We start from the raw sequence: 17773 nt of genomic DNA, 5'->3' as shown, positions 1-17773 counted from the left end.
CCGGATGCGGGGGCCGGGGGCGCAGCCCCGGATGCGGGGGCCGGGGGCGCAGCCCCGGATGCGGGGGCCGGGGGCGCAGCCCCGGATGCGGGGGCCGAGGCGCAACCCCAGGTGTGGGGTCTGGGGCGGAGCCCCGCTTCGGGGCCCGGGGCGGAATCCCGCTTCGGGGCCCGGGGCAGAGCCCCGCTTCGGGGCCCGGGGCGGAGCCCCGCTTCGGGGCCCGGGGCGGAGCCCCGCTTCGGGGGCTGGGGCGGAGCCCCAGTTACGGGAAGGGGCGGGGAGGGGAACAGCCCGCCGCAGGCGGCACCGTCTCCGCCGGGAGGCCCGGGCGGCTACACCGCAGGGCCACGAGCCGCCAGCAGGGCCACCTCGTCCATCAGCGCGCGCAGCCGAGGCGAGGCGACCAGCTCCTCCAGGGACATCGGGCGCCCCTCGGCATCGGCGATCGGCAGCCGCCAGTTGGGGTACTGATCCCAGGTGCCCGGCAAGTTCTGCGGTCTGCGGTCCCCCACCGCGTCCGGCAGCCACACGCCCACCATCTTCGCCGGGGTGCGCAGCAGAAAGCGGTGGACCGCCTTGACCGCCGCCTCCTCGTCGCCCGGCCCCTCCGGCAGCAGCCCGAGCCGCCCCAGCAGCCCCAGCCACTCGGCGACCTCGACCGCGTCCGCCGCCCGCTCCTCCGCGAGGGGGCGGCTCAGCAGGCCCAGCCGGTGGCGCAGCTCGACGTGGTCGCCCGTGAGCCGGGCGGCCGTGCTCGGCAGATCGTGGGTCGTCACGGTGGCCAGGCAGTCCGCCCGCCACTCCTCCGGCGCCAGCGGCCGGGCCGCGCCGGCGCCCGCGCCGTCGTAGTTCCGCTCGAACCACATCACCGAGGTGCCCAGCACCCCCCGCCGCTCCAGCTCCTCCCGCACACCGGGTTCGACCGTCCCCAGGTCCTCCCCTATGACGACCGCCCCGGCCCGGTGCGCCTCCAGGGCGAGCGCGCCGAGCATCGCCTCCGCGTCGTAGCGGACGTAACAGCCCTCGGTCGGCTCCCGCCCCTCCGGCACCCACCACAGCCGGAAGAGGCCCATCACATGGTCGATACGGAGCGCGCCCGCATGCCGTAAGAGACCCCTCAGCAGATCGCGGTAGGGGGCGTAGCCGGTGGCCGCGAGGGCGTCCGGGCGCCACGGCGGCAGGCCCCAGTCCTGGCCCCGGGAGTTGAAGGCGTCCGGGGGCGCGCCGATCGACATGCCGGAGGCGAAGACGTCCTGGAGCGCCCAGGCGTCGGCGCCCGAGGGGTGGACCCCGACCGCCAGGTCGTGGACGAGGCCGATGCCCATGCCCGCCTCGCGCGCGGCGCGCTGGGCGGCGGCCAGCTGGGTGTCGGTGAGCCAGGCCAGCCAGCAGTGGAAGTCGGTGCGGTCCAGGTGCTCGGCCCGCGCCCGGGCGGTGCCCGCCGAGCGCGGATCGGCCAGGCCGTCGGGCCAGGCGCGCCATTCGGGGCCGTGGGTCTCGGCGAGCGCGCACCACAGGGCGTGGTCCTCCAGGGCCTGACCGCGCTCGGCGAGGAAGTCGCAGTAGGCGGCGCGGCGGCCGGGGCTGAGCGGGACCGTCCGCACCAGCTCCAGCGCCTCGCGCTTGAGGGCCCAGACGGCGTCCCGGTCGATGAGGGCGCCCTCGCGCAGGACGGAGTCACGGAGCGCGGCGGCGGCCTCCAGCAGCTGGTCGGCCCGCTCACGGGCGCGGCCGCGCAGCTGGGCGTATTCGGGCACGTCCTCGATCCGCAGATGGACCGGGTCGGGGAAGCGCCGCGAGGAGGGGCGGTACGGCGAGGGGTCGGTGGGCGCGGCCGGGGTGCCGGGCACGGCGGCGTGCAGCGGGTTGATCTGGACGAAGCCGGCGCCGAGCGCCCGCCCCGACCAGGCGGCCAGATCGGCCAGGTCGCCGAGGTCGCCCATGCCCCAGGAGCGCGCGGAGAGCAGCGAGTAGAGCTGCACCAGGAAGCCGTGGCTGCGGACCGGGGACAACGGCATCCGGTCGGGAGCCACGATGAGGGGGGCGGTGGCGCGGCGGCCGTCGGGGGCCTCGGCGAGCAGGGTGTGGGCGCCGGGCGGCAGCGCGGCGAGCGCGGTAAGGAGGCCATCGGCGGTGGCGCCGTTCGTAAGGGCGACGTCCAGGGCACCGCCCTCGCGGGCGCCCTTCGTCAGGGCGCCATCGGCCGATAAGGACCCGGCGGCCGCCCGCCCCCACGGGTGCGGTGCGCCGTCCTCGGGGCGCACCCGCAGCGCCGTGCCCTCGGGCAGGCTCAGCCGGGGCGCCTTGCCGGGGCGCAGCACCACGCAGGGGGGCAGCAGCTGGTCGCGCCGCCGGCCGTCATGCCGGTCCAGCGCTTCGCGTACGGATCGAGGGGTCGAGGCGTCCACGCCGAGCGCGGCGAGCACGGCGACCACCGTGTCCTCGGGCACCTGGACGGTGCGGCCCGGGGCGGGGTCGTAGGAGGTGGCGACACCGTGCAGCTCGGCGAGCCGCGCTCTGCCCATCAGTACTCCATCGGCTCGCAGCCCACGCCCGCGCCGGAGAGGACGGCGGTCGGCTCACTCGTCAGGGGAGTTTCGGCGGCGAGCGGGGGCTCGCTGGTCAGGGGGATGTTGTCGGCGAGCGGGGGCTCGCTGGTCAGGGGTGCCTCGGTGGCGCTTCCGGACCCGAAGCCGTCCAGACCGCACAGTCCGCAGTCGGGGTCGGAGACCCCGTCGAAGGGATCCGGTTCGCTGGACGCCTCGGGGCTGGGTTTGGACAGGGCGGAAAGCAGGAGCTGAGCTGACGCGGCCACACGGACCTCCGTGGGGTTGTCGGCAGTGGGTCATCCCGAGCTCTACCCACTCCGGACGGGCGCAGACGTAAACGCCCCCCGGACGTGCTGTAGGTCACATCCCCTCTGGGCGGCGATTTCACTGCGTAAGGGGATCGGGGGCACAGAGTTTACGAACAGGACCGCCCTTCATCCGTCAGACTTGCGCCGGGCGTGCCGCGCCCGGCGCGGGCCGCCCGAGGCCCGGTGCCAGGCGCCCGAGGCGCGGCGCACGCGGCAATGCCGACACTTCGGTCGTTCGCGTTGACACCCTCACCGGCCTGGTGGTGGGCTCACGCCTATCGGCGCCATATCTACGGGGACCGGCTATCTGGATCGAGGAGAGGCCCGTGCAGTTCGGGGGGAAGAGGCCCAGGGCCGCGGGCGCGACGGCCATGGCCGCCGCGGTCATCGGGGGGCTGCTCGGCGGTGCCCCGGCGGCCACCGCGGCACCGGTGGACCACGGCGCCCCGGGCGCCGCCACACCGGAGCGCGACAGCAGCGAGGGCGTACCGCCCGTATGGCCGCGCCCCCAGTCGCTGCGGGCGCAGGGGTCGGAGGTGGCCCTGGGGGACGAGGCCACGCTCATAGCCGACGGCGACGCCGATCCGTACGCCCTGGACGCACTGCGCGGACTGCTGCACGACGCCGGGGTGCGCACCGTCAACGAGGCCACGCCCGGCGGCAGGGCCCCGGCGCGCGGACTGGTGGTGCGTGTCGGCGGTAAGGGCGCGACGAACGCGCTGCGCGCCCTGCGCGCCCCCGAGCGCGGCGACCTGCCCTCCGGCGGCTATCTCCTGGCCACGGGCCCGGTGGACGGGCACCCCACGGTCGCACTGTCCGGCGTCGGCCCGGACGGGCTCTTCCACGCCGTCCAGACCCTGCGCCAGCTGCTGGTGAAGCGGGAGGGCCGGGGCTCGGCCTTCGCCGGGGTGACCGTCCGCGACTGGCCCGCGACGGCCGTAAGGGGGACGACGGAGGGGTTCTACGGCTCCCCTTGGTCGCACCGCGACCGGCTGGCCCAGCTCGACTTCATGGGCCGCACCAAGCAGAACCGCTATCTCTACGCGCCCGGCGACGACACCTATCGGCAGGCCCGCTGGCGCGACCCCTACCCGGCCGAGCGGCGCGAGGAGTTCCGCGAGCTGGCCACCCGCGCCCGGGCCAACCATGTGACCCTCGGCTGGGCGGTCTCCCCCGGCCAGGAGATGTGCTTCTCGTCCTCGAAGGACCTCAAGGCGCTGCTGCGGAAGGTCGACGCCATGTGGGCGCTCGGGGTGCGCTCCTTCCAGCTCCAGTTCCAGGACGTCAGCTACAGCGAGTGGCACTGCGGTGCCGACGCCGATGAATTCGGCTCGGGGCCGGAGGCCGCCGCCACCGCGCAGGCCAAGGTGGCAGGCGCCCTCGCCCGCCACCTGGCCGAGCGCTACCCCGGCTCGGCCCCGCTGTCCCTGATGCCGACCGAGTACTACCAGGACGGCGACACCGAGTTCCGGCGCGCGCTGTCCAGGGGGCTCGACCAGCGCGTGGAGGTCGCCTGGACCGGGGTCGGGGTGGTGCCCAGGACCATCACCGGCGGTGAGCTGGCCGGTGCCCGGTCGGCGTTCGGCCACCGGCTGGTCACCATGGACAACTACCCGGTCAACGACTGGGCGCAGGACCGGATCTTCCTCGGCCCGTACACCGGCCGCGACCCGGCGGTGGCCACCCAGTCCGCGGCGCTGCTGGCCAACGCCATGGAGCAGCCGACCGCCTCCCGGATCCCGCTGTTCACCGCCGCCGACTTCGCCTGGAACCCGCGTGGCTACCGCCCCCAGGAGTCCTGGCAGGCGGCCATCGACGATCTCGCCGGGCCCGACGCCAAGACCCGTGCCGCCCTGCGCGCCCTCGCCGGGAACGACGCCTCCTCGGTGCTCGGCGGCGACGAGTCCGCGTATCTGCGCCCGCTCATCGACGCGTTCTGGATGGCCCTGGGCGGGACGGACGTGGAGCGGCTGGAGCGCGCGGCCGACCGGCTGCGCGCGGCCTTCACGACGATGCGTGACGCCCCCGAGCGGCTCTCCCGCACGCTGGGCGACGATGTGCGGCCCTGGCTCGACCAGCTGAGCCGGTACGGCGACGCGGGGGTGCGGGCCGTGGACATGCTCACCGCCCAGGCGCGCGGCGACGGGGCGGCGGCCTGGAAGGCCCAGCTCGCGGTGGAGGCGCTGCGCGAGCGGATCGGGGACAGCCGGGTCACGGTCGGCAGGGGCGTCCTCGACCCCTTCCTCGCCAAGGCCCTGGTCCGGGCGGACGCCTGGTCGGGCGTGGACCGGACCCCGAAACTGGGGCTGCGGACCGGCAAGGAGGACCGCGCGGCTGCCGACGGTAAGGCGGCCACCGAGGTGTCCTCGCCCGGCCGCCCGGTCACCGTGCGCTTCGGCCGCAGCCGTCCGCTCGCCGCCGTCTCCGCGCTCACCGCACGGGTCCGGGACGCCGCGCCGGGCACCGTCGAGGCACATGTCCCCGGTGCGGGCTGGCGCCGCATCGGCGCCCTCTCCGGCAGCGGCTTCACCCAGGTCAGGGCGGCGGACGGGGACAAGGACCTGTCGGCGGACGCGATCCGGCTCAGCTGGCCGGAGGGCACCCCCCCGCCGGCCGTGCACGAGATCACGCCCTGGTTCGGCGACACCCCGGACGCCGGGCTCACGCTGTCCCACAAGACGGCGGACGTGCGGATTGGCGGCGACGCGGCCGTGGTCGAGGCCCAGCTGGTCTCCCACCGCCCCGGCGATGTGAACGGCGACCTTACGGTGCAGGCGCCGCGCGGCATCACCGTCCGCGCCCCCGACGGGGTGACGGCCCCGCGCGGCGGTACGGCGACCGCCCGGCTGGAGATATCGGTGGCCAAGGGCACCAAGCCGGGCAGCTACTCCCTCCCGGTCCGCTTCGGGTCCGAGGAGCGCATGCTGACCGTAAGGGCGCATCCGCGGACCGCCGGCCCGGACCTGGCCCGTGCGAAGGGCACGAAGGCGACCTCGTCCGGCGATGAGACCGCCGATTTCCCGGCGTCCGCCGCGATCGACGGCAAGGCGGACACCCGTTGGTCCTCCCCGGCCGAGGACGGCGCCTGGCTCCAGCTGGAGCTGGCCCACCCGGCCCGGATCGGCCGCCTGGAGCTGACCTGGCAGGACGCGTACGCCTCCCGCTACCGCGTCCAGGTCTCCAAGGACGGCCGCACCTGGCGCGACGCGGCGACGGTGGCCCATGGGAAGGGCGGCCTGGAGTCGATCGGCATGGACGCCCCGGACACCAGGTTCATCCGCGTCCAGGGCGTCGAGCGCGCCACCCGCTTCGGCTACTCCCTCTGGTCGGTCGCCGCCTACGCGGTCAAGAAGGACCACAAGGACCAGAAGGACTAGCCGGTGCGGAAGAACTGGGTCCTGTCCGGCGGATCTTCACGGACTCGTGAAGATCCGCCGGACAGGACCCAGGGGCTCCCGCGAGCAGACACAGTAATGGCCCGGTCTCTCAGGCGGATTTGCCGTCGATCCGGGCCATCGCGTCTTCCGCGCCGAAGGCTTGCAGGTATGGCAGCCAGCGCGGGTCCCTATGGCCCGTGCCGATGATCCGCCACGCGAGCCCCGACGGCGGCGCGGGTTGATGGCGCAGCCGCCAGCCGATCTCGGCGACATGGCGGTCGGCCTTGACGTGATTGCAGCGACGGCACGCGGCGACCACGTTCTCCCAGGTGTGCTGCCCGCCACGGCTGCGCGGGATGACGTGATCGACGCTGGTTGCGACGCCACCGCAGTAGGCGCATCTGCCGCCGTCGCGGGCGAACAGGGCGCGGCGGGTGAGCGGGACGGGGCCGCGAAAGGGCACCCGCACAAACCGCTTCAGCCGGACGACGCTGGGTGCGGGGATCACGCGGGTCGCGCTGTGCATCAGGGCGCCTGAGTCCTCGAGGCTGACGGCCTTGTCATTGAGGACGAGTACGAGCGCGCGGCGGAGCGGTACGACGCCGAGGGGCTCGTACGACGCGTTGAGGACCAGGACATGCGGCACGGGGGCCTCCTTGTACGCCGGCGGCGCGTGGCTCGCGCCGGGACGATCTCCCCCAGTTTCCCCTGAACCCTGGCCGGAACGCCACTATCACCGGGTTAACGGTTGAGAGGCATTTCCGCGTACCGCACGTATACCCTCCGTACGTGGCGACGACACCGCCCGCTTGACCACTGCCCTGTCGGCCCTCCGGCGACCTTGCGCAGGAGGTGTGCGGGGGCGGGACGCCACCGCGGAGTGGCAAGAATCACGGCCCGCTCCGCCGGTGCCGCCGCACGGTCCCCGGCCGGGGCAGAAGGTGGAATTGCCGCCTCCGGACCCGCTCAAATGCGCCCCCCGGCCGCGCTCGCGCGCTCTCGAACACAGGAACGGCGCGTCTCGCGCCCGGCTACTGTGTGAGAGGTTGCGCGCGCGGGTGATCCGTGCGGGCATGTCGCATACGAAGGGTTTCTGCTGTGTTCTGGTCCGCTGCTCTGGCCGCTGACTCGACGCCTCGTCCCACGACTCTCGACGATGCGCAGAAGAGCGCCACGAACGCCGCGGGCTGGGTGGAGGAGAACTGGTCCACCTGGCTCGGCATCGGGCTGCGCATAGCCCTGATCCTGATCATCGCCTTCGTGCTCCGCTCCGTCGTCCGGCGGGCGATCACCAAGCTGATAGAGCGCATGAACCGCACGGCCCAGGCCGTTGACGGCACCGCGCTCGGCGGGCTGCTGGTCAATGTCGAGCGGCGGCGCCAGCGGTCCGCGGCGATCGGCTCGGTGCTGCGCTCCGTGGCCTCGTTCCTGATCATGGGCACCGCGGGGCTGATGATCCTCTCCGCGCTGGAGATCAATCTGGCGCCGCTGCTCGCCAGCGCCGGGGTCGCGGGTGTGGCGATCGGTTTCGGCGCCCGCAATCTGGTCACCGACTTCCTCTCCGGTGTCTTCATGATCCTCGAGGACCAGTACGGGGTCGGCGACACGATCGACGCCGGGGTGGCCTCCGGCGAGGTGATCGAGGTCGGTCTGCGCGTCACCAAGCTGCGCGGGGACAACGGCGAGATCTGGTACGTGCGCAACGGCGAGGTCAAGCGGATCGGCAACCTCAGCCAGGGCTGGGCGACGGCCGCGCTCGATGTCCAGGTCCGGGCCGAGGAGGACCTGGAGCAGGTCCGGGCCGTGATCACGCAGGTCGGTGTGGACATGGCCAAGGAGGAGCCGTGGAACGAGCGGCTCTGGGAGCCGATCGAGGTCCTGGGGCTCGACGCGGTCTATCTCGACTCGATGATCGTCCGGGTGTCGGCGCGGACCATGCCCGGCAAGTCGCTCGGCGTCGAGCGGGAGCTGCGCTGGCGGATCAAGAAGGCGCTGAACGAGGCGGGCATCCAGCTCGTGGGCCGGCCCCTGGATCCGGAGCTCCAGACCGACGCCATCGATTCGAGCGCCACCGTGGCGGCGCCGTCGGCGCTGGCCAACCCGGACTCGCCGCAGTCGGCGGCGGCCAGCCCGCTCGCTCCCGGCGCCGGTCCGGCCGCCACCCCCTCCGCGACGGTGCCGCCGCCCGCGCCGAAGTGAGCACGGCGGGCATGACGGGGCTCCCGCCCCGGAACGGAACGGGAGCCTCGTGCGAACCGTAAGGAGCTCGGCCCCGGCCGCTCAGCGGCGGTGGTGTCCGCGGAACGAGGTGAGGTAGCCGGCCGCGGGCGTGCCCACACCGGTCACGTCGTCATAGCCCACGACCGCGTGGAGCGAGCTGTCCCGGCCGAGGCTGCGCAGCGAGGTCACCAGCCCGTCGGTGTCGTCGTGGCTGTTGACGTAGTCGACCCGGACCACGCCCAGCGAGACGCCGGCGCCCAGCGGGTGGTCGGTGACATCGTGGTACGAGGCGGTGCCGTACCGGTCGTACAGCGACGGGTTGGCGAAGCCGATCGGCTGGCCGCCGCGCGCCTGCTGGGCGAGCGCCTGCACACCGGCGATCACGGGCGCGGCCAGCGAGGTGCCGCCGATGCGGTACTCGCCGTACTGGAGCGACCCGTCCGGGAAGGTCTGCGTCTGGCCCACCAGGAAGCCGGTGTTGGGGTCGGCCACTGCCGCGATGTCCGGGGTCACCCGCTGCTTGGCCGTGCCGCCGTTCGCCAGGGCGAGCGCGTCCGGCACCACACCGCGCTGGTAGAAGGGCTGGGCGACGGTCTTGCTGGTGCCGCCTCCGGCGCCGGAGGTGTACGCGCCGGGCAGCGCGTCCCAGTTGGCGCCGTCGGCCGAGAGGGTGGCCTTGGTGGTGCCCCAGCCGGTCTCCCACTGGTACGTCCCGCCCTTGCCGACGGCCAGGGAGGTGCCGCCGACCGCCGTCACCCACGCCGAGTTGGCCGGGGTGTCGACCTGCTTGGTGCCGGTGGACGCCACGTTGTCGCCGTTGTCACCGGAGGAGAAGTAGAAGCCGATGCCCTCGACCGCGCCCTGCTGGAAGATCTGGTCATAGGCGGCGGCCACGTCCGGCGTCTCGTTGGCCTCCACGTCGCCCCAGGAGTTGGAGACGATGTCGGCCAGCCGGTTGTCGACGACCTTGGCGAGCGAGTCGAGCAGATCGTCGTCGGTGCAGGAGGCTCCGCCGACGTAAGTGATGTCGGCCGCGGGCGCCACCGCGTGCACGGCCTCGACGTCGAGGGTCTCCTCGCCGTACCAGCCACCGGCGTCGCACTCCTCGGTGTACCGGTAGTCGGCCGGCAGCACCTGCGTCAACTGGCCCTTGCGGTAGCCCGGGTCGCCGTTGCGCTTGGCGTACTGGGCGGCGTCCGCGGCGATGGTGGGCGAGGCGAAGGCGTCGGTGATGGCCACGGTGACGCCCTTACCGGTGTTGCGGCTCTTGGCGCCGTAGGCGGCGCGCAGCTGCTTGCCGGTGTACCCCTTGATCGCGTACGGCTGCTTGGCGCCGTAGGCCGAGGGCAGGCCGCGGTCGGTCCGGGAGCCGTAGTAGGAGGAGAACGGTCCGGCGTTCTTGAAGACCGGTCCGGGGGGCGGGAGGGTCTCGTCGTGCTTGGCCCGCTTGGGCGCGTTGTCCAGGCCGACGACGGTCAGCACGGCGCCGTGGAGCGAGGCGGGCACGGTGGCCGCGTTCGACGGCGCCCGGTAGACCTTGCCGTCCTTGGTGTAGTTGTGCAGCTGGGTGCCGAACGCCCGCTCAGCGGCGGAGACTTCGCCGGTGACCGACAGATAGTGCTGGTTGCCTCCGGTGACCTCGAGCCCGGCGCCCTTCAACCAGGCGGTCACGGTGTCCTTCTGCTGCCGTGTCGGTCCGAAACGTGCCTGGGTCTGCCGGGCCGACAGATGCTTGCCGTAGTCCGGCGAGGAGGGGTCGGACACGGCCTTGGCGTAGTCGGCCAGCCCCTTGGCGTCCCGTCCGGCCAGATAGACGCGTGCGGTGACCTTATTGCCGTCATCGGTCGCGCCGCGGTCCGAACGCGCCGTCGCCCAGGCGGGCTTGGTGCCGTTCAGGGTGTCACGGCCGTGCGGTGCGGAGTCGGCCTGGGCCGTGGGTATGCCGAGCGCCAGCGCACCGGCCACCAACGGCAGCGCCGCCGCCAGTCCCAGGGCCGCGCGTTTTCTGGAACGGGCCGTGCTCTGTCTGGAACGGGCCGTGCGCTCCCAGGAAGAAATAGATCTCACCTAGCCCCCTTGCGATTCGAGTCGTCGCATGACGGTGGGGGCTGACGATCACAGGCACCCCACCGGAGGCCACTCTTACGGTGTCTTGTCCATGCCAGGTACATGGATGATCCATGTCTTCGCCAAGAACCCGCCAAGGAAAGCCCGCCCATGACCCATTGACGCCGCCCCGGTCCGCCCCCTAGCTTGCTATTCATCAATAGGAAACTTTCTTAACAGAGTGAGACGGGGGCACCACCATGGCCGCATCACCCGGCAGCAATACGCAGGGCGGCACACCCGGGACCCCCCGCGTCCTCCGCGCCATGAACGACCGCGCCGCGCTGGAGCTGCTGTCCGCGCACGGACCGCTCACCCGGACCCGGCTCGGGGAGCTGACCGGTCTTTCCAAGCCCACCGCCTCCCAGCTGCTGACCCGCCTGGAGTCCGTCGGCCTGGTCCGCACCACCGGGAACGTCACCGGGCGCCCGGGGCCCAACGCGCAGCTGTACGAAATCGATCCGGCCGCCGCCCATGTGGCCGCGCTCGCCGTGGACCAGGAGGGCATCACCGCAGCCGTCGCCGACATCACCGGCCAGGTGGTCGGTGAACACCGGGTGACCGCCCCGGCGACCGACGCGAGCGTGACCAACCGCACCGGGGAACTGGTCGCCGAGGCGGTGGACGGGGCGCTGGCCGCCGCCGGGCTCGGCCGGGACGATCTGCACTCCACCGTGATCGGCACCCCCGGCGCCCTCGACCCGCGCACCGGGACGCTGCGCTACGCCCCGCATCTGCCCGGCTGGCAGTCCCGCACCCTGCGGGACGACCTGGCCGAGGTGCTGCACACGCCGATCGTCATCGAGAACGACGTCAACCTCGCCGCCATCGCCGAACAGCACCACGGCACCGCCCAGGACTTCGACGACTTCGCGCTGGTCTGGGCCGACGAGGGGGTCGGCGCGGCCATCGTGCTCCACGGCACCCTGCTGCGGGGTGCCACCGGCGGGGCCGGGGAGATCGGCTACATGCCGCTGCCGGGGGCGCCGCTGGCCCGGGGCGGACCGGACGCCGCCGCCCGGCCGGACGGCGGCGGGGGCTTCCAGAAGCTGGTCGGCTCACCCGCCGTCGTGGAGCTGGCCCGCGACCACGGGATCGACGCGCCCACGGCCACCAAGGCGCTCGCCGCCGCGCTGCGCACCCCCGGCCCGGGTGATGAGGTGCTGACCGAGCTGGCCCGCCGGCTGGCCACCGGGCTGGCCTCCGTCGTCGCCGTGGTCGACCCGGAGCTGGTCGTCCTTTCGGGTGAGGTCGCGCAGGCCGGCGGGGACCGGCTGCGGCAGCTGGTCGAGGACGAGATGACCGGTCTCGCGCTGCCCCGCCCACAGCTGCGGATCAGTGAGATCGAGGGGGATCCGATTCTCATCGGCGCGCTGAGGACGGCGGTCGCCGATGCCCGTCAGACCGTTTTCGACACCGCCCGGTTCGACGCCTGAGTCACCGGGCGCCGCCCCACCACCCCGTACGTCCCCTCTGTCCCTCTCTCCCTCTGTCCCCTCTCCCCCGCTGTCCCCTCTCCCGTTGCCCGTTCCCCCCTTGTCCGTTGTCCGGCGCCCCGCACCGCCGCTTCCCCTGCCGTCCCCCTGTACCGCAGTAAAGGAAGTCTCCCCATGGCACGAAAACTGGCCGCTCTCGCCGCAGCCCTGAGCGCCGGCGCCCTGCTCCTCACGGGCTGCGCCAATCCCAGCACCGGCAGCGCCGAGGACGATCCGACCAAACCCGTCACGCTGAAGTTCTGGCACGGCTGGTCGGAGGACAGCGAGGTCAAGGCGATCGATGCCAGCATCGCCCGGTTCGAGGAGCTCCACCCCAATATCAAGGTGAAGGCCACCGGCAATGTCACCGACGCCACCGTGAACCAGGCGCTGCGGGCGGGCGGTGGGGACGCCCCCGATGTCGTCTCCTCCTTCACCACCAACAATGTGGGGCAGTACTGCTCCTCCGGTATGTGGGTGGACCTCGATCCGTTCATGAAGAAGACCGGTCTCGACAAGGCCAAGGTCTTTCCGAAAACGCTGCTGGACTATACGAGCTACCAGGGCGACCAGTGCGCCCTCCCGCTGCTCGCCGACGCGTACGGCATGTACTACAACAAGGACGCCTTCGCCGAGGCGGGCATCAAGCGGCCGCCCCGCACCATGTCGGAGCTGCGGCGCGACGCCGTCAAGCTGACCAAGCGCACCAAGAGCGGCGGCTATGAGCGGGTGGGCTTCATGCCCAATTTCCGGCTCTACCAGAACAGCCCGGACCGGTTCCTCGCCCAGTGGGGCCCCTCGTACTTCGGCAAGGACGGCAAGGCGCGGCTGGCCAAGGACAAGGCGGCCAAGGAGTTCTACGCCACCACCGGGGAGCTGGTCCGGAGCCAGGGCGGCTATGGTCCGCTGGAGACGTTCCGTACCTCCTTCGGCGATGAGATGTCGTCCCAGAACGCATTTCTCACCGGGAAGCTCGCGATGCACATGGACGGCGAATGGCGCGGGCTCTTCATGAAGGGCGCGAAGTTCAAATGGGGCACCGCCCCGCTGCCGGTGCCCGACGACCGGCCCGAGACCTATGGCCGGGGCTATCTCACCGGCACCGTGGTCGGCATCGCGCACAGCAGCACCCATCAGAACGCCGCGTGGGAGCTGGTGAAGTTCCTGACCGCCAACACCGATCAGGTGGTCGCCTTCGCCAACGCCATTCACAATGTGCCGTCCACCAAGGCGGCGCTCACCTCCCCGAAGCTGGACTCGGACCCCACCTTCCGGGCCTTCCTCGATATCGCGCAGAACCGCTACAGCACCGCCCTGCCGCCCTCGATCAACGGCGGTCAGTACGTCGTCTCGCTCCAGGACTTCTCCTACGGCGTCGAGGCGGGCAAGGTGCACGACCTGGACGCGGGGCTACGAAAACTCGATGACGAGATAGACGCCGACAATCTCCAGGCACAGAACTGACGGAGTGCGACATGGCCACCTTGACGAACGCCCCCGCCCTGCGCCGTAAGGCCCGGCGCGAGCGGCTGCGCACCCTCGGTTTTCTCTCCCCCTGGCTGGTCGGCTTCACCGTCTTCTTCGGCTATCCGCTGGTCGCCACCGTCTACTTCTCCTTCATGCACTACAACCAGATCGAGGCCCCGACCTTCGTGGGGCTGCGCAACTGGCGTTATGTGCTGGAGCAGATGCCGCTGTTCGGTCCGGCGCTGTGGAACACGCTCTGGCTGGTCGTGGTCATGGTGACGCTGCGGGTCGTCTTCGGCCTGGGCATCGGGCTGCTGGTCACCAAGGTGAAGTCCGGGGTGGGATTCTTCCGCACCGCCTTCTATCTGCCGTATCTCGCCCCTCCGGTGGCGGCCACCGTCGCCTTTGTCTTCCTTCTCAATCCCGGCACCGGTCCGGTGAACGACATTCTCGGGAGCATCGGGATCCACGCCCCGAACTGGTTCAACGACCCGACCTGGGCCAAGCCGTCCCTCGTACTGCTCTCCCTGTGGGGCATCGGGGATCTCATGGTCATCTTCATGGCGGCCCTGCTGGACGTCCCCAAGGAGCAGTACGAGGCGGCCGACCTGGACGGCGCCGGGGCCTTCCACAAGTTCCGCTATGTGACCTGGCCGTCGATCACCCCGATCGTGATGTTCGCGGTCGTGACGGGCGTCGTCCAGACCATGCAGTACTACACCCAGGCGCTGGTCGCCGGAAAGCTCGCCTCCGGGGTCAGCGTCGGGCCCGGCTCGGTCATCCAGCCCGGCTACCCCGACCACTCCACGCTCACCGTGCCGCAGCTCGTCTACTCGCTCGGCTTCCAGAACTTCAACACCGGAGCCGCCTGTGTGCTCTCGCTCGTGCTGTTCGCGATCGCGATGGCCGTGACGACGCTGCTGATGCGCAGGCGTGCCGGACTGCTGTCGGCCGATGACTGAGCCGAGGACTGAGAGGACCGATTCACCATGACCGCCACCACCGCCCTCTCGGCGCCGTCCGCGCCCGCGCGCCCCGCCGCCGGACGCTCCCCCGCCCCCGCCGCCCGCCGCCGCGCCGCGCTGCACTGGATCGCCGTGCACACGGTCGCCATCGCCGCCGCGCTCTTCTTCATCCTGCCCTTCGTCTTCGTCTTCCTGACCTCGGTGATGAGCGACGACCAGGCGCTCAGCGGCGATCTGTGGCCCACCGAATGGAACTGGTCGAATTACGCCGAAGTCTTCAACACCCCGGGCTTCCTGGACTGGTGGCGCAATTCGCTGATGTACGCCGGGCTCGGCACCCTCTTCACCGTCTGTTCCTCCATTCCGGTGGCCTACGCCCTCGCCAAATTCCGGTTCCGCGGCCGCCGCACCGCCATGATGCTGGTCATCTCCACGATGATGCTGCCGCCGCAGGTGATCGTGATACCGATGTATCTCGTCTGGGCCCAGCAACTCCACCTGTCGGGTTCGCTGTGGCCGCTGATCATCCCGATGGCGTTCGGCGACGCGTACTCCATCTTCCTGCTGCGCCAGTTCCTGCTGACGATTCCCCGGGAGTACCTGGAGTCGGCGAAGGTGGACGGCAGCGGGGAATTCGGCACACTGCTGCGCATCGTGATCCCGATGGCCAAGCCGGGGATCGCGGCCGTCGCGCTGTTCCAGTTCTTCTACTGCTGGAACGACTACTTCGGCCCGCAGATCTACGCCTCGCAGAACCCGGGCGCCTGGACGCTCAGTTACGGCCTGGAGAGCTTCAAGAGCGCGCACAGCGTCAACTGGAACCTGACGATGGCCGCGACCCTGCTCGTCATGGCCCCCGTCATCATCGTCTTCTTCTTCGCTCAGAAAGCCTTCGTCGAAGGCGTCACACTGACAGGAGTCAAGGGTTGAAGCTCGCAGTCGTGGGGGGTGGGTCCACCTACACCCCCGAACTCATCGACGGATTCGCCCGGTTGCGGGACGTACTCCCGCTGGAGGAACTCGTCCTGGTCGACCCGGCCGCCGACCGGCTGGAGCTGGTCGGCGGGCTGGCGCGCCGGATCTTCGCCAAGCAGGGCCACCCGGGCACCATCTCCTGGACCGACGACCTGGACGCGGGCGTGGACGGCGCGGACGCGGTCCTGCTCCAGCTGCGCGTCGGCGGCCAGGCCGCACGGAACCAGGACGAGACCTGGCCGCTGGAGTGCGGCTGTGTCGGCCAGGAGACCACCGGCGCGGGCGGGCTGGCCAAGGCGCTGCGCACCGTCCCGGTGGTGCTGGACATCGCCGAGCGGGTGCGCCGCCGCAACCCCGACGCCTGGATCGTGGACTTCACCAACCCGGTCGGGATCGTGACCCGGGCGCTGCTCACGGCCGGGCACCGGGCGGTCGGCCTGTGCAATGTGGCCATCGGCTTCCAGCGGAAGTTCGCCAAGCTGCTGGGCGTGGACCCCGGCGAGGTGACGCTGGAGCACGTCGGCCTCAACCACCTCACCTGGGAGCGCGCGGTGCGCGTCGGCGGCACCGACGGCGAGGACGTGCTGCCCAAGCTGCTCGCGGAGCACGGCGAGGCGATCGCCGAGGACCTGCGGATGCCGCGCACGCTGGTGAGCCGGCTCGGCGTCGTCCCCTCCTACTATCTGCGCTACTACTACCAGCACGACGCGGTGGTGCGGGAGCTGCGCAGCAAGCCGTCCCGGGCGGCGGAGGTCGCGGCGATCGAGCGGGAGCTGCTGGAGATGTACGGCGATCCGGCGCTGGACGAGAAGCCCGAGCTGCTCGGCAAGCGCGGCGGGGCGTTCTACTCGGAGGCGGCGGTCGATCTGACCTCGTCCCTGCTGGGCGACACCGGCGAGGTGCGGATCGTCAATACGTTCAACAAGGGCACGCTGCCCTTCCTGCCGGACGACGCGGTGATCGAGGTCCCGGCGGCCGTCAACGCACAGGGCGCGAAGCCACTGCCCGTGCGCCCCCTCGAGCCCCTGTTCGCCGGTCTGGTCGCGAATGTCACCGCGTACGAACGCCTGGCACTGGAGGCGGCGTTGAAGGGCGGCCGGGAGCGGGTCTTCCAGGCACTGCTGTCCCACCCCCTCATCGGCCAGATCGAATACGCCGAGAAGCTGACCGACGACCTCATCGCGCACAACCGGGAGCATCTGGCGTGGGCCTGACCCAGTCCGTACCGACCCCTTCTCCTTCCCCTTCGTCCTCCACCCCCTCGTCCGCCTCCCCGCCGGACGGGTCGGTCCTGGCGATCGACGCGGGGAACAGCAAGACGGACGTGGCGCTCGTGGGCCCGGACGGCTCCGTCCTCGGCACGGCTCGCGGCGGCGGCTTCCGGCCGCCCGTCGTGGGCGCCGAGCGCGCCGTCGGCTCGCTCGCTCCCCTGGTGGAGGAGGTGGCACGGCAGGCGGGCCGGGCCGGTCCGGCGGGCGCGGGGCATGTCTCGGCATGTCTGGCCAATGTCGATCTGCCCAGCGAGGAGGAGGAGTTGACGGGCGTCCTGGCCGGGCGCGGCTGGGGCGCCACCGTCACGGTCGCCAATGACACCTTCGCCCTGCTGCGGGCAGGGGTCGGGGACGACGGCGAGCCGACCGGCGTCTCCGTGGTCTGCGGCGCGGGCATCAACTGCGCCGGGATCGGGCACGGCGGCCGGGTGGCCCGCTTCCCCGCCATCGGCCGGATCTCCGGCGACTGGGGCGGCGGGGGCTATCTGTCGGAGGAGGCGCTGTGGTGGGCGGCGCGCGCGGAGGACGGCCGCGGCGAGCCGACCGAGCTGGCCCGCGCCCTGCCCGCCCGCTTCGGCCTCACCACCATGTACGAGCTGATCGAGGCGCTGCATCTGGGGCGTCTGGAGCCGGGGCGGCGGCATGAGCTGACGCCGGTGCTGTTCGCGGTGGCCGGGGGCGGCGACGAGATCGCGCGGGCGATCGTCGACCGCCAGGCGGAGGAAGTGGTGACCATGGCGGTGGTCGCCCTCGGCCGGCTCGATCTGCTGGGCGAGGAGACCCCGGTGGTGCTGGGCGGCGGGGTGCTCGCGGCCCGCCATCCGCTGCTGGACGACCGGATCCGCGAACTGCTCGCGGAGCGCGCCCCGAAGGCCGAGCCGCGGGTGATCACCGCACCGCCCGTGCTCGGCGCGGCGCTGCTGGGCCTGGACCGCACCGGCGCGCCGGAAGCGGCGTACGCCCGGCTGCGCGCGCACTACGCCCCGGCCGATGACATGGAAAGTGGAACCGAAAGTCCTTCCGAAGCGTAATGAAAAGGGGAGGGAAGATCGCGATCCGA

General features: G+C 72.1%; 12 protein-coding genes. 8 read left to right on the top strand and 4 right to left on the bottom strand.

Annotated features, from left to right (window positions below; translation table 11 throughout):
* Positions 1–332: 332 nt before the first annotated feature.
* Complete coding sequence (gene malQ, locus ABD329_RS42540; protein WP_198279059.1) at positions 333–2525, bottom strand: 4-alpha-glucanotransferase; 2193 nt, start codon at positions 2523–2525, stop codon at positions 333–335.
* Complete coding sequence (locus tag ABD329_RS42535) at positions 2525–2815, bottom strand: hypothetical protein (protein ID WP_198279058.1); 291 nt, start codon at positions 2813–2815, stop codon at positions 2525–2527. Before ABD329_RS42535 ends, malQ begins: the two co-directional genes overlap by 1 nt.
* A 413-nt stretch (positions 2816–3228) precedes the next feature.
* Here ABD329_RS42535 and ABD329_RS42530 point away from each other — a divergent pair, with 413 nt between their 5' ends.
* Positions 3229–6234, top strand: coding sequence for a glycoside hydrolase family 84 protein (locus ABD329_RS42530; protein WP_198279061.1), 3006 nt, complete (start codon positions 3229–3231; stop codon positions 6232–6234).
* 109 nt (positions 6235–6343) lie between these two features.
* Here the strand turns inward: ABD329_RS42530 and ABD329_RS42525 are convergent, their stop codons facing one another.
* A complete protein-coding gene (locus tag ABD329_RS42525; RefSeq protein ID WP_138915641.1) occupies positions 6344–6880 on the bottom strand; it encodes an HNH endonuclease in 537 nt (178 codons plus the stop codon).
* 452 nt (positions 6881–7332) lie between these two features.
* On the opposite strand from ABD329_RS42525, the gene ABD329_RS42520 reads away from it, so the two are divergent.
* Positions 7333–8433 (top strand): mechanosensitive ion channel domain-containing protein, encoded by a 1101-nt coding sequence (locus ABD329_RS42520; protein ID WP_198279057.1) that lies wholly within the window; start codon positions 7333–7335, stop codon positions 8431–8433.
* An 81-nt stretch (positions 8434–8514) separates the two neighbouring features.
* Here the strand turns inward: ABD329_RS42520 and ABD329_RS42515 are convergent, their stop codons facing one another.
* Positions 8515–10440: a S53 family peptidase gene (locus ABD329_RS42515; protein ID WP_198279060.1), complete on the bottom strand. Its 1926-nt coding sequence runs from the start codon at positions 10438–10440 to the stop codon at positions 8515–8517.
* Positions 10441–10760: 320 nt separating this feature from the next.
* Between ABD329_RS42515 and ABD329_RS42510 the strand changes: the two genes are divergently transcribed.
* The 6 genes from ABD329_RS42510 (at position 10761) to ABD329_RS42485 (ending at position 17744) form a co-directional block, all read left to right on the top strand.
* Complete coding sequence (locus ABD329_RS42510) at positions 10761–11996, top strand: ROK family transcriptional regulator (protein WP_198279056.1); 1236 nt, start codon at positions 10761–10763, stop codon at positions 11994–11996.
* A gap of 174 nt (positions 11997–12170) precedes the next feature.
* The gene (locus ABD329_RS42505) at positions 12171–13499 is read left to right on the top strand and encodes an ABC transporter substrate-binding protein (protein ID WP_198282168.1); all 1329 of its coding nucleotides are present in this window, start codon (positions 12171–12173) and stop codon (positions 13497–13499) included.
* A gap of 11 nt (positions 13500–13510) precedes the next feature.
* On the top strand, positions 13511–14464 hold the full coding sequence (locus ABD329_RS42500; RefSeq protein WP_198282169.1) for a carbohydrate ABC transporter permease: 954 nt from the start codon (positions 13511–13513) through the stop codon (positions 14462–14464).
* A gap of 27 nt (positions 14465–14491) precedes the next feature.
* On the top strand, positions 14492–15397 hold the full coding sequence (locus ABD329_RS42495; protein ID WP_344317862.1) for a carbohydrate ABC transporter permease: 906 nt from the start codon (positions 14492–14494) through the stop codon (positions 15395–15397).
* Complete coding sequence (locus ABD329_RS42490) at positions 15394–16656, top strand: 6-phospho-beta-glucosidase (protein ID WP_198278740.1); 1263 nt, start codon at positions 15394–15396, stop codon at positions 16654–16656. Before ABD329_RS42495 ends, ABD329_RS42490 begins: the two co-directional genes overlap by 4 nt.
* 77 nt (positions 16657–16733) lie before the next feature.
* Positions 16734–17744, top strand: coding sequence for an N-acetylglucosamine kinase (locus tag ABD329_RS42485; RefSeq protein ID WP_198278742.1), 1011 nt, complete (start codon positions 16734–16736; stop codon positions 17742–17744).
* Positions 17745–17773: the final 29 nt, after the last annotated feature.

It is taken from the genome of Streptomyces javensis (genome assembly GCF_039525925.1).
In the GTDB taxonomy this organism is placed as follows: domain Bacteria; phylum Actinomycetota; class Actinomycetes; order Streptomycetales; family Streptomycetaceae; genus Streptomyces; species Streptomyces asiaticus.
The sequence above is the reverse complement of the archived record's forward strand: the minus strand, read 5'-3'. Positions and strand labels throughout refer to the sequence as shown.